Here is a 12,889-nt window from a genome sequence, read left to right as displayed (position 1 = left end):
GGTTCCGGGTGTGCTGCGCGTCTTTTTGCCGCGCGATCCTTGCGTGTTTGCTCTGCAGCTGCACTGCTGACGTTCGCAATGGCACTGGCGTCACCGCTGGCAGCCAAGCCGGGGCAGGGCATCACGTGGACGGGTCGGGTATGATGATCGATTGTCGTAAACGTGTGAGGTCGGGATCGATGGATCAGTTCAATCTGCAAACCCGCTTTCAGCCTGCAGGTGATCAGCCGGTGGCGATCGCTCAGCTGGTTGAGGGGCTTGAGGCGGGCCTTTCGCATCAGACACTGCTGGGTGTGACCGGGTCGGGTAAGACCTTCACGATAGCCAACGTAATTCAGAAAGTGCAGCGGCCGGCCATCATCATGGCGCCGAACAAGACCCTCGCCGCGCAGCTGTATGGCGAATTCAAGGAGTTCTTTCCGAACAACTCCGTCGAGTATTTCGTTTCCTATTACGACTATTACCAGCCGGAAGCGTATGTGCCGTCGTCCGATACCTATATCGAGAAGGACGCATCGATTAATGACCATATCGAGCAGATGCGCTTGTCGGCAACCAAGGCGCTGATGGAGCGGCCAGATGCGATCATTGTGGCAACGGTTTCCGCTATTTACGGTCTGGGCGATCCCGAGTCCTATCTGCGTATGGTACTGCACGTCGATCGTGGCGATAGGGTAGACCAGCGCACCTTGCTGCGGCGGCTTGCCGAGTTGCAATACACCCGCAACGACATGGAGCTGGCGCGTGCGACCTACCGGGTGCGTGGCGATGTAATTGACATCTTTCCCGCCGAATCCGACCTCGAGGCGATTCGTATCGAACTCTTCGATGATGAGGTTGAAACCATCAGCTTCTTCGATCCACTTACGGGTGAGGTTTTACGTAAGGTTCCGCGCGTAACTATTTATCCTAAAAGCCATTATGTAACACCTCGTGAGAAGTTGCTTGAGGCTGTGGAACATATCAAGGTGGAGTTGGATGCGCGTCTGGAGCTGCTGAAAGAACAGAATAAGCTGGTTGAAATGCAGCGGCTCGAGCAGCGGACCCGCTTTGATCTGGAGATGATTCTGGAGCTTGGCTACTGCAACGGCATCGAAAACTATTCGCGCTATCTGTCCGGTCGCGAACCGGGTGCGCCGCCGCCAACGCTGTTTGATTACCTGCCGCAGAATGCGTTGCTGATCATTGATGAGTCTCACGTGTCAGTGCCGCAGGTCGGGGCGATGTACAAGGGTGACCGGTCGCGCAAGGAAACCCTGGTCGAGTACGGCTTCCGTCTTCCATCAGCGCTTGATAACCGACCGATGCGTTTTGACGAGTGGGAGGCGATTTCGCCACAGACCATCTTCGTGTCGGCGACTCCTGGTCCTTATGAAGAGGCGCACGCCGGTCGCGTGGTGGAGCAGGTGGTCCGGCCGACAGGATTGGTTGATCCGCTGATTGAGGTGCGCCCGGCGACTACTCAGGTTGATGACCTGCTATCCGAGATTCGCTTGCGCGTAGAAAAGGAAGAGCGGGTGTTGGTCACCACGCTTACCAAGCGCATGGCTGAGGATCTGACGGACTACCTGGGTGATCACGGCGTGCGGGTGCGCTATCTGCACTCGGATATCGATACCGTTGAGCGGGTGGAGATTATTCGTGACTTGCGTACGGGGGCCTTTGACGTGCTGGTGGGTATCAACTTGCTGCGTGAGGGCCTGGATATGCCGGAGGTATCGCTGGTCGCCATTCTGGATGCAGATAAAGAAGGCTTCTTGCGCTCTGAGCGCTCGCTGATCCAGACCATTGGTCGTGCGGCACGTAACCTTAATGGCAAGGCGATTCTCTACGCTGACCGTATTACCGGGTCGATGGAGCGCGCTATTGGCGAAACCGAGCGGCGTCGGGAGAAGCAGCTTACCTTCAATAAGGAGCATGGCATTATTCCCCGAGGCGTCACCAAGAGCGTCGCTGATATCCTTGAGGGCGCAGTGGTTCCGGGCAGTCGCAGCGGACGTCGGCGTCAACAGAAGGTGGCAGAAGAGGGGGCCGGGTATTCCGCGCCGCGGACGCCGGGCGAGATCACTAAGCGGATTGCGGAGCTGGAAGAGAAAATGTTCCAGCATGCACGTGACTTGGAGTTTGAATCGGCTGCCCAATTGCGCGATCAGATCCAGAAGCTGCGCGATCAGTTGATGCAGGTCTGACCCGTTCAGATGGAGGGTTTTGGTTATTATCTGAGCGCTTTGTATAAAGAGTAATCAGCTTCTGGTTGTTTGTTGATCGCCCTGCCGGTCTCTCAAGCTTTTTTCAGGTTTTCAGTAACTTAGTGCTTGACAGTGTCCGGAGCGATGCGTAAAGTTCGCCTCCATCGCAGGCACGTAGCTCAGTTGGTTAGAGCACCACCTTGACATGGTGGGGGTCGTTGGTTCGAATCCAATCGTGCCTACCAAATTAGAAACCCGGTCCCTGTGGCCGGGTTTTTTTCTTTCTGCACCGCTTCAGGTGCTTCTGCAGTAGTCCGAGAGGGCTGCCGGCAATCGTGATGCCGGTCTGACTGCAGCGAGTCGCTGGGGCGGTTCATCCATCACGTGGCCTTGCGTACGGGTCACCACTGAGAAGGAGAGGCACATGCCCGTAATTACTCTTCCTGACGGCAGTCAGCGCGTTTTTGAAAACTCCGTTTCCGTAGCAGAGGTCGCGCAGTCCATTGGCGCCGGTCTTGCCAAGGCGACTATCGCCGGTAAGGTTAACGGCCGCCTGGTAGACGCCTGTGATCTGATCGAGCAAGACGCGACGCTGCAAATTATTACTGCCAAAGATGAGGACGGGGTCGAGATCATTCGCCACTCCTGTGCTCACCTGGTGGGTCATGCGGTCAAGCAGCTCTACCCGAGCGCCAAGATGGTCATCGGCCCGGTTATTGATGACGGCTTCTACTACGACATCTCCTTCGAGCGCCCGTTTACGCCGGAAGATATGGCTTCCATCGAAAAGCGCATGGCTGAGCTGATCGACACCCACTACGACGTCATCAAGAAAGTGACCCCGCGTGACGAGGTCATTAAGGTATTCGAGTCCCGTGGTGAGGAGTACAAGCTGCGTCTGGTTGAAGATATGCCGGACGAAAAGGCGATGGGCCTTTACTACCACGAAGAGTATGTCGACATGTGCCGTGGTCCGCACGTGCCGAATACCCGTTTCCTGAAAGCCTTCAAGCTGACGCGCATTTCCGGTGCCTACTGGCGTGGCGATGCCAAGAATGAGCAGCTGCAGCGTATCTACGGTACTGCCTGGGCGGATAAGAAGCAGCTGGCTGCCTATATCCAGCGTATGGAAGAGGCCGAAAAGCGCGATCACCGTAAGATCGGCAAGCGCCTGGATCTGTTCCACACCCAGGAAGAAGCGCCAGGCATGGTGTTCTGGCATCCGAATGGCTGGTCCATCTATCAGGTGCTTGAGCAGTACATGCGCAAGGTGCAGCTGGATGCCGGTTACAAAGAGATCAAGACGCCTCAGGTGGTTGATCGCGTGCTGTGGGAGCGCTCCGGTCACTGGGAACATTACGCGGCGAATATGTTTACCACCGAGTCGGAAAGTCGCGATTACGCAGTCAAGCCGATGAACTGCCCGTGTCACATTCAGGTGTTCAATCAGGGGCTGAAGAGCTACCGCGAGCTGCCGCTGCGCCTGGCTGAGTTCGGCTCCTGTCACCGTAACGAGCCGTCCGGTTCGCTGCACGGCCTGATGCGCGTGCGCGGCTTTACCCAGGACGATGCGCACATTTTCTGTACTGATGAGCAGGTCAAGAAAGAAGCCAGTGATTTCATTGCGCTGACCTTGCAGGTTTACAAGGATTTCGGCTTTGATGATGTCGAGCTGAAGCTGTCCACTCGTCCGGAAAGTCGCGTTGGTGACGATGCGCTGTGGGATCGAGCAGAGAAAGGCCTGGAAGACGCGCTGAACGAGGCAGGCCTGAAATGGGATCTGCAACCGGGCGAGGGTGCTTTCTACGGTCCTAAGATCGAATTCTCCCTGCGTGACTGTATTGGTCGCGTCTGGCAGTGCGGCACTCTGCAGCTGGACTTCATGCTGCCAGGCCGCCTCGGTGCCCAGTACGTTGCCGAAGATGGTGCGCGCAAGACGCCGGTCATGCTGCACCGCGCAATCCTTGGTTCGTTCGAGCGCTTCATCGGTATTCTGATCGAACATTACGCCGGTGACTTCCCGGCATGGCTAGCGCCAACGCAGGCTGCGGTTCTGAATATCACCGATAATCAGGCCGAATTCTGCAGTGAAGTTGAGAAATCCCTGAAGGATATGGGGTATAGAGTCGTTGCGGACTTGAGAAACGAGAAGATCGGCTTTAAAATCCGCGAGCATACTTTGCACAAGACTCCCTACCTGCTGGTTGTAGGTGATCGGGAAGTCGAGTCGCACACCGTGGCCGTGCGCACGCGAGAGGGTAAAGATCTGGGTTCAATGACTGTAACCGAGTTCGCTGAATTCCTATCTCGCGCTGTGGCACAACGAGGCCGCCCGAATTCGGAGCAATAAAGATTAAACGCGAGATGAGACAAGACAAAAGAGCCGCACAACGCCCGCCGATTAACGAAAACATCACGGCGCGCGAAGTGCGCCTGATTGGCGCCGATGGCGAGCAAATCGGTATCGTGTCCATTCAGGAAGCGCTGACCGCAGCTGAAGAGGTCAAGCTGGACCTGGTTGAAATCTCTCCCGATGCGGCACCGCCTGTGTGCCGTATCATGGACTACGGCAAGCACATCTTCGAAAAGAAGAAACAGCAAGCCGCAGCGCGCAAGAATCAGAAACAGATTCAAATCAAAGAAATCAAGTTTCGTCCAGGGACGGAAGAGGGAGACTATCAGGTCAAGCTTCGCAACCTGATTCGTTTCCTCTCTGACGGGGACAAGGCCAAGGTATCTCTGCGATTCCGTGGTCGCGAAATGGCCCATCAGGAGCTGGGCATGGAGCTGTTGAAGCGGGTCGAAAACGACCTGATTGAATACGGCACCGTGGAACAGCACCCGAAGATGGAAGGTCGTCAGCTGATGATGGTCATCGCCCCCAAAAAGAAAAAGTAATCTCCAGGGCAACGCCAGGCCTTGCGATTATTTGATGCACTTCAATTTGGAGTAACTGAACATGGCAAAAATGAAGACCAAAAGTGGCGCTGCCAAGCGCTTCAAGAAAACCGGGAACGGCATCAAGCACAAGCATGCTTTCAAAAGCCACATCCTGACCAAGATGAGCACAAAGCGTAAGCGTCAACTTCGCGGCACTTCGCAGCTGAACGCTGCTGACGTCCAAAAAGTCGAGCGCATGCTGCGTCTGCGTTAATCATCAAGGTTACAGGTTAGAGGAAGAAAGCAATGGCTCGTGTAAAACGTGGTGTCATGGCGCGCAAGCGTCACAAGAAAGTTCTCAAGCTGGCTAAAGGTTACTACGGCGCGCGCTCACGCGTGTTCCGCGTTGCCAAGCAAGCGGTTATCAAAGCTGGTCAGTACGCATATCGTGACCGCAAGCAGCGCAAGCGTCAGTTCCGCGCGCTGTGGATCGCTCGTATCAACGCTGGTGCTCGTCAGAACGGCATGTCCTACAGCCGCCTGATCGCTGGTCTGAAGAAAGCGTCCGTCGAGATCGATCGTAAGGTTCTGGCTGATCTGGCCGTGAACGAAAAAGCGGCGTTTACCGCGATTGTCGAAAAAGCAAAGGCTAGCCTGGCTTAAGCCCTCGTTACGACAATCACCGCGCCCTTGGGCGCGGCTGGCAACGTCAATGATAGGGGAAGAGCCTCAAAGCTCTTCCCCTATTTTTGTTTCTGGAGTACGTGTTGATGGAAAACCTCGACGCCCTGGTCGCACAAGCACTTGAGGCAATCAAACAGGCTGCAGATGTGGCTGCGCTGGAGAATATCCGCGTTCAGTACCTTGGTAAGAAGGGCGAGCTGACTCAGGTGATGAAGACCCTGGGCAACATCCCGGCTGAGGAGCGCCCAAAGGTTGGCGCACTGGTCAACCTGGCCAAAGAGCAGGTTCAAAGCGTGCTCAACGGACGCAAGTCCGAGATGGAAAATGCGGCGATGAACGCCCGTCTGGCTGCCGAGCGTGTTGATGTCACGCTGCCCGGCCGTGGTCAGACTACCGGCGGCCTGCATCCGGTCACTCGTACCATGGAGCGGATCGAATCCTTTTTTACCCGCGTTGGTTATGCCGTCGCGGAAGGCCCTGAAGTTGAGGACGACTACCACAACTTCGAGGCGCTCAATATCCCGGGTCACCACCCGGCGCGTGCGATGCACGACACCTTCTACTTCAACGCCAATACGCTGCTGCGTACCCACACCTCACCGGTCCAGGTGCGCACCATGGAGAGTCAGGAGCCGCCGATTCGTATCGTCTGCCCAGGCCGCGTATACCGTTGCGACTCCGACCTGACCCACTCACCGATGTTCCATCAGGTCGAGGGGTTGCTGGTCGATCGCGAGGTCAGCTTTGCCGACCTCAAGGGCACCATCGAAGAGTTTCTGCGCGTGTTCTTCGAGAAGGAACTGGCAGTACGCTTCCGTCCGTCGTTCTTTCCGTTCACTGAGCCGTCCGCGGAAGTGGATATCCAGTGCGTGATGTGCAGCGGCAGTGGCTGCCGCGTTTGCAAGCAGACAGGCTGGCTGGAAGTGATGGGTTGCGGCATGGTGCACCCGAATGTATTCCGCGCCTCCGGTATCGACCCGGAGAAGTATCAGGGCTTCGCCTTCGGTATGGGTGTCGAGCGTCTTGCCATGTTGCGTTATGGCGTAAATGACCTGCGGCTGTTCTTCGACAACGATCTGCGCTTTCTTGCGCAGTTCCGCTGAACGCCTCCATACAGCCTCGGATAGCAGGAATAGATAATGAAATTCAGTGAACAGTGGCTGCGGAGCTGGGTCAATCCGCAGGTTACCCGTGATGAGCTGGTTGCTCGTCTGTCCATGACCGGTCTGGAAGTCGATAGCGTTGCAGCTGCGGCGGGCGACTTTAGCGGTGTTGTCGTCGGCGAGATTCTCGCGGCCGAGCAGCACCCTGACGCCGACAAACTGCGCGTGTGCCGGGTCAGCAACGGTAGCGAGGAGTTTCAGGTGGTCTGCGGTGCGCCTAATGCGCGAGCCGGTATCAAGATCCCCTTTGCAATGGTCGGCGCCGTGCTCGGCGAAGACTTCAAAATCAAGAAGGCCAAGCTGCGCGGTGTCGAGTCCTTCGGTATGCTGTGCTCTGCTGCCGAACTGCAGATCTCGGAAGATCACGACGGTCTGTTTGAGCTGCCCGCTGATGCGCCTGTAGGGCAGTGCGTACGTGAGTACCTTGGCCTGGATGACGCCATTATTGAGGTCGACCTGACACCCAATCGCGGCGACTGTCTGTCCATCGCGGGCTTGGCTCGCGAAGTCGGAGCCAATTACGCTGCAGAAGTCGTACGTCCTCAGGTTGCTCCGGTTGCGCCCGCCAACGACGACGTGCGCCCGGTCGAGCTGCTGGCTGCTAAGGCGTGCCCGCGTTATCTGGGCCGCGTTGTGCGCAATGTTGATCTGTCTCGCCCCACACCGCTGTGGATGGTTGAGCGTCTGCGTCGCAGCGATATCCGCAGTATCGATCCGGTTGTTGATATCACCAACTATGTGATGCTCGAACTTGGTCAGCCGATGCATGCGTTTGACCTTGCCGAGATCAAGGGCGGCATTCGCGTGCGCATGGCAGAAGAGGGTGAGAAGCTCGTTCTGCTGGACGGTCAGGAAATCACCCTGAAGTCCGACACGCTGGTGATTGCCGACCACGAGCGTCCACTGGCCATGGCCGGCATCATGGGTGGCGAGCACAGTGGCGTTAGCGACAAGACGACCGATCTGTTCCTGGAAAGTGCTTTCTTCGACACCATTGCGATCGCCGGCAAGGCGCGTAACTACGGCCTGCACACCGACTCTTCGCACCGCTTTGAGCGCGGCGTTGATTGGCAGTTGCAGCGCGAAGCGATGGAGCGGGCCACCGCTCTGGTGCTGGAGATCGTCGGCGGTGAGGCTGGTCCGGTCGTCGAGCAGGCTGACGATGCAGCGTTGCCATCGCTGGAAAAGGTCACTCTGCGTGCTGATCGCATTACTCAGATGCTGGGTATGGCGATGGAGGCAGCAGAGGTCGAAGCGTATCTGCGCGGTCTTGGCATGATTGTAACTGCAGTCGGCGAAGGGCAGTGGCTGGTTGATGTGCCGAGTCACCGCTTTGACATCAAGCTGGAAATTGACCTAATCGAGGAGTTGGCTCGCCTGTATGGCTACAACCGCTTGCCGGTCAGTGCGCCCAAGGCTGAACTTAATCTGACCCAGCGTCCAGAAGCGCAAGGTGAACTGCCGCAGTTGCGTCGCTTGTTGGTGGCTCGTGGATATCAGGAAGCGATTACCTACAGTTTTGTTGAGCCCGGCTTGAATAAACTGTTCGACCCGGCCGCTGAGCCGCTGGCATTGGCCAATCCGATCTCTGCCGACATGGCGGTCATGCGTACCACTCTGTGGGCCGGTTTGAGCAAGGCCGTGCAGTACAACCAGAATCGTCAGCAGGCTCGTGTTCGCCTGTTCGAAAGTGGTCAGCGTTTCATCCCGTCCGCTGATGGGTTGCAGCAGGAAGTCATGCTGTCTGGTATTGCTGCAGGTAGTCGCTTGCCGGAAGGCTGGGCCAACGCGGCTGATAAAATTGACTTCTTCGACGTGAAGGCTGATGTGGAAGCGATTCTGGCGCAGAGTGGCGCCGGCACTACGTTCCGCTTCGCTCCGGTTGAGCACCCGGCACTGCATCCGGGCCAGTCAGCTCGCATTCTTAATGGCGATGAAGAAGTCGGTTTGATGGGCGCGCTGCACCCGCAGCTTGTAGCCGATCTGGATCTCAATGGCCCGGTTTTTGTGTTCGAGTTGGCAGTCGCGAAAATCTGCCAGGGTGAACTGCCGCGCTTCGCGGAATTGTCCCGCTACCCTGAGGTCAGACGCGATATTGCCCTGGTCGTAGACCGGGAGGTATTGGCGCAGGATCTGCTCTCCGCCATCCGCGATGCGGCAGGTGAACACCTCAAAAACCTCAGGTTGTTTGACGTGTATGAGGGCAAAGGTATTGATCCTCATAGAAAAAGTATGGCAATCGGCTTGACGTTACAGGATTCGTCGCGCACTCTTACTGATGACGAGGTGAATGCTGTCATGGACAGAGTGCTGCAGTCCTTGGAGCAAGGGTTCAACGCCACACTAAGGAAATAGGTGAAATGGGGGCTCTGACAAAAGCGGAAATGGCTGAGCGGCTGTACGAAGAGTTAGGGTTCAATAAGCGCGAAGCCAAAGAGTTGGTCGAACTGTTTTTCGAAGAAATTCGTAATGCACTCGAGACCAATGAGCAGGTCAAGCTGTCGGGATTCGGCAACTTCGACCTTCGCGACAAACGTCAGCGCCCCGGCCGTAATCCCAAGACAGGTGAAGAAATACCTATCACCGCCAGGCGAGTAGTGACCTTTCGCCCGGGACAAAAACTCAAGGCACGAGTAGAAGCGTATGCTGGAACCCAGCCATAACGACGAGCTACCGGCGATTCCCGGTAAACGCTACTTCACTATTGGTGAAGTCAGCGAGTTGTGCGCAGTAAAACCCCATGTTCTGCGTTATTGGGAGCAGGAGTTTCCTCAGCTGTCGCCGGTCAAGCGTCGTGGTAACCGACGCTACTACCAGCGGCAGGACGTGCTGATGATCCGTCAGATTCGGGCGCTTTTGTACGATCAGGGGTTCACAATTGGTGGTGCGCGTCAGCGCCTGTCTGGTGAAGAAGCCCGTGAAGATCTTACTCAGTACAAGCAGCTGATTCGTCAGACTATCGCCGAGCTGGAGGAAGTGCTCAACGTTCTTCGGGTTCGCTGATACGGAAAAAAAACTTTCTCATTTCAGGGAGTTAATGTATCATGCGACCCGCTTCGGCAGACAAACCGAAGCATCGTCGGGGCGTAGCGCAGCCTGGTAGCGCACTTGCATGGGGTGCAAGGGGTCGAGTGTTCGAATCACTCCGTCCCGACCAAAAAAACCTAGAAAATCCAGCCACTTAACGGTGACTGGATTTTTTTATGCCTGTAGGTTTTTGATGCTAGTGCTATTTTTATCTTTCTGGTTGCCAATTGGTTGCCAATTGAGATTGGCTAGGCTGTGAGGGCTTCCGGCAACCTGACGTGCTTGGCGCTACTGGAGCGGGGGACGCCATCCGAGCATTGGTTTGGCTTGGCGAGGCAAGCGCGGGGGATGCAGTTTCCAAACTTCATGAGCTGCTACCCGAGAGCGAATGGGGTGCTCTTGTGTCAGCTCACCGCTCGTTACCTATCTGGATGGCGAATGCAATCTGCGCTCAGTCGAGTTGCACCTGCACCCACCCTGTCAAGTTGGGCTAGCGGTTAGCTGTAGCCTACTTACCGCCAGACCGGCATTATCTGGGATGGGGCAATTCGATGTGAAAGCCCGTGAGGCTAGCCGCTGAGGTGCACCAGATGCGGCCTTTGTGAGCCTCAATGATGGATCGGGTGATTGCAAGCCCGAGCCCGGCGTTGCTCGGGCTGCCCTCTCGCCGAGCGGGGTCAACCCGGTAAAAGCGGTCGAAGAGCTTCTCTAGATGCTCTGAGCTGATTGTGTCCCCTGGGTTCTCGATACTGAAGGTAGTGGAGTCCTCTGTCTCGCGGATCAGAACCGAAATTGTCTGTCCCGCCGGCGTGTAGCGCAGCGCATTGGACAGCAAGTTGGATAGCGCGCGATCAAGCATCAGCCGATCTCCCAGCACTTGGCCTTTGCCTGTGAGCGATAGCTCAATGCCGCGCTCTTCGGCCAGAAGGTGGTAGTAGTCAAACAGCTTGAAGACTACGTCAGCCAGTTCGATCCTGGCCTGCTCGGGGATGATCAGGCCATTATCAGCCTTGGCCAAGAACAGCATGTCATCAATCATCCGAGACATGCGCTTCAAGTCCTCCAGGTTGGAGTACAGATTCTCCTCATAGGCATTGATATCGCGTTTTTTACTCAGCACGACCTCGGTGTGGGTCATCAGATTGCTGACTGGAGTTCGTAGCTCGTGGGCAATGTCGGCCGAAAAATTGGAGAGCCTAACGAAGGCATCCTCTAGCCGAGCCAACATCGCATTGAAGGAGAGAACCAGTTGCTGAAGTTCCCGCGGCACTGGTTCGAGAGGGATTCGCTCCTGTAACGAGCGAGCGGACATCCCGGAGGCCACATGAGTGACTTGCCGCAGAGGCCTAAGGCCGCTGCGAGCAACCACCCAGCCGAGTGCGGCACTGAACAGGGCGCTGATGACCAATCCAATCCAAAACCATCGTTGCAGCGTGTCGAAAAAGTGTGTGTGATTGGTGACGTCAAGAATCAGCAACGCAGTGAGCGGCTCAGCCTGATCGGCTACCGAGATTTGCTCCGTCATGCCACGGTACATGTGTTGGCCGTTCTGCCACTCCCACATGCTCTGCTCATTTGCACGTCTGAAACGCTCAGGTACTTCGACTGCTCTGGGGTCGGAAAACAGTACAGAACCGTCACTGGCCAGGATAGTGGCGGCCAGATCCTGATGGGCTCCCAGCAAAGCTCGCAACTGCGGTAATTCTTCCGAAAGGCTCGCTTCACCGCGAGCATTGTTGAGGATATGTTTGGCGGATTCGAGTTTCTCCACCAGGGCCTGCCGATCCAGCATCTTGAAGTGGTGCTGGCTGAGCATATTGAAACTCAGCCCTGCTACCGTCAGGACTGCAATTACCGCGGACATGAACATCAGGCTCATGCGTGCGGTCAGCGAAAGGTGCTTCATATTCACTCCGGAGCATCCATCATGTATCCCATGCCGCGGGCGGTATGAATCAGCTTGAGATCGAAATCGTCATCGATTTTTGCGCGTAGCCGGCGTACCGCAACCTCAATGACATTGGTGTCGCTGTCGAAATTCATGTCCCAAACCTGAGAGGCAATCAGCGACTTCGGGAGCACCTCGCCGCGCCGGCGCAGTAGCAGTTCCAGCAGTAAAAACTCCTTCGCGGTCAGGTCAATTCGTTTACCGCCGCGGATGGCGCGACGCTTCATCAGATCGACTTCCAAATCGGCAATTTTCATCGTTGTTTGCGTGGGTGAGTCATTGCCTCTACGCAGCAGCGTTCTGACCCTGGCCAGAAGCTCTGAGAAAGCAAATGGCTTGATCAGGTAGTCGTCCGCACCCAGCTCCAACCCTTTAACGCGGTCTTCCACACCATCGCGTGCCGTCAAGAACAGTACGGGGACGTCTTTTCCTGCTGCGCGCAACATGCGCAGCACTTCCCAACCGTCCAGCCCAGGCATCATTACATCCAGAATTAGCAGGTCATAGGCTTCGCTAAGTGCATGCTGAAGGGCATCTGTACCGGTCATAACCCGGTCGACATTGAACCCAGCCTCGGTGAGACCTTGCTGGAGGTACGTACCGGTTTTGGGTTCGTCTTCAGCTACCAGTAGTTTCATGTGTGCAGACTCCAAAAGTCGGGTGGCCTGAGTTTGCAGGCAAACCGCGGCCCCAACCAGAAGCTTACGAAAATGTAATTCTGACTTCAGCTCACTGACAGGGTGGCTTGTCTAGGGTGCAAGCATGAGTACTAGGTTGTGCTCTCGGCCCTCGACAGACCAAAAGCAAAGCAGAGGTGCCGGCCATAGTTTGCACTGATGGAGACTGCCCATGAAATCGCTGAAACCTTTGCTTCTGGTTGGTTCGCTACTGCTGTCTTCCATGGCTTGGGCCGAAGGGGGCAGCGACCGTGTATTCTAGCGCATCCAGCAGATGCGCGACAAAGCAGAAGCCGTGCTGATCCAGGCGGAGAAGGCCCC

At 56.3% G+C, this 12,889-nt stretch carries 11 protein-coding genes, 2 tRNA genes and 1 pseudogene; 12 read left to right on the top strand and 2 right to left on the bottom strand.

Features of this window, described 5'->3' with window-relative positions; genetic code table 11:
* The first annotated feature begins 179 nt into the window (after positions 1–179).
* From uvrB to AAFM31_RS15185, 11 genes are all read left to right on the top strand, one after another.
* Positions 180–2,189 (top strand): excinuclease ABC subunit UvrB, encoded by a 2,010-nt coding sequence (gene uvrB / locus AAFM31_RS15235; RefSeq protein WP_341708768.1) that lies wholly within the window; start codon positions 180–182, stop codon positions 2,187–2,189.
* A 168-nt stretch (positions 2,190–2,357) separates the two neighbouring features.
* A tRNA-Val gene (locus AAFM31_RS15230) sits at positions 2,358–2,434 on the top strand.
* Positions 2,435–2,613: 179 nt separating this feature from the next.
* Positions 2,614–4,539, top strand: a complete 1,926-nt coding sequence (gene thrS / locus AAFM31_RS15225) for a threonine--tRNA ligase (protein ID WP_341708767.1) — start codon at positions 2,614–2,616, stop codon at positions 4,537–4,539.
* A complete protein-coding gene (gene infC / locus AAFM31_RS15220) occupies positions 4,536–5,087 on the top strand; it encodes a translation initiation factor IF-3 (RefSeq protein ID WP_341708794.1) in 552 nt (183 codons plus the stop codon). The genes thrS and infC overlap by 4 nt, the downstream gene beginning before the upstream one ends.
* A gap of 61 nt (positions 5,088–5,148) precedes the next feature.
* Positions 5,149–5,343 (top strand): 50S ribosomal protein L35, encoded by a 195-nt coding sequence (gene rpmI / locus AAFM31_RS15215; protein ID WP_083727856.1) that lies wholly within the window; start codon positions 5,149–5,151, stop codon positions 5,341–5,343.
* A 32-nt stretch (positions 5,344–5,375) separates the two neighbouring features.
* On the top strand, positions 5,376–5,732 hold the full coding sequence (gene rplT / locus AAFM31_RS15210) for a 50S ribosomal protein L20 (RefSeq protein WP_341708766.1): 357 nt from the start codon (positions 5,376–5,378) through the stop codon (positions 5,730–5,732).
* 107 nt (positions 5,733–5,839) lie between these two features.
* On the top strand, positions 5,840–6,856 hold the full coding sequence (gene pheS / locus AAFM31_RS15205; RefSeq protein ID WP_341708765.1) for a phenylalanine--tRNA ligase subunit alpha: 1,017 nt from the start codon (positions 5,840–5,842) through the stop codon (positions 6,854–6,856).
* Between the two features lie 36 nt (positions 6,857–6,892).
* Positions 6,893–9,271: a phenylalanine--tRNA ligase subunit beta gene (pheT, locus tag AAFM31_RS15200; protein WP_341708764.1), complete on the top strand. Its 2,379-nt coding sequence runs from the start codon at positions 6,893–6,895 to the stop codon at positions 9,269–9,271.
* Between the two features lie 5 nt (positions 9,272–9,276).
* Positions 9,277–9,579: an integration host factor subunit alpha gene (gene ihfA, locus AAFM31_RS15195; protein WP_083727852.1), complete on the top strand. Its 303-nt coding sequence runs from the start codon at positions 9,277–9,279 to the stop codon at positions 9,577–9,579.
* Positions 9,560–9,919 (top strand): MerR family transcriptional regulator, encoded by a 360-nt coding sequence (locus AAFM31_RS15190; RefSeq protein WP_083727851.1) that lies wholly within the window; start codon positions 9,560–9,562, stop codon positions 9,917–9,919. The genes ihfA and AAFM31_RS15190 overlap by 20 nt, the downstream gene beginning before the upstream one ends.
* A gap of 77 nt (positions 9,920–9,996) precedes the next feature.
* Positions 9,997–10,073: transfer RNA gene (locus AAFM31_RS15185), tRNA-Pro, on the top strand.
* A gap of 399 nt (positions 10,074–10,472) precedes the next feature.
* Here AAFM31_RS15185 and AAFM31_RS15180 read toward each other — a convergent pair.
* Positions 10,473–11,849 carry a heavy metal sensor histidine kinase gene (locus AAFM31_RS15180; RefSeq protein WP_012018612.1) on the bottom strand — a complete coding sequence of 459 codons (1,377 nt, stop codon included), beginning with the start codon at positions 11,847–11,849 and terminating at the stop codon, positions 10,473–10,475.
* 2 nt (positions 11,850–11,851) lie between these two features.
* Entirely contained in the window at positions 11,852–12,529 is a 678-nt protein-coding gene (locus AAFM31_RS15175; protein ID WP_341708763.1) for a heavy metal response regulator transcription factor, read from the bottom strand.
* A 211-nt stretch (positions 12,530–12,740) separates the two neighbouring features.
* Between AAFM31_RS15175 and AAFM31_RS15170 the strand changes: the two are divergent.
* Positions 12,741–12,827: pseudogene (locus tag AAFM31_RS15170) on the top strand (co-regulatory protein PtrA N-terminal domain-containing protein); the annotation flags it as partial.
* Between the last annotated feature and the right edge of the window lie 62 nt (positions 12,828–12,889).

It is taken from the genome of Halopseudomonas sp. (assembly GCF_038130085.1).
Taxonomy (GTDB): domain Bacteria; phylum Pseudomonadota; class Gammaproteobacteria; order Pseudomonadales; family Pseudomonadaceae; genus Halopseudomonas.
Note: the sequence above shows the minus strand (reverse complement) of the source record. Positions and strands in the feature narration are given on the sequence as shown.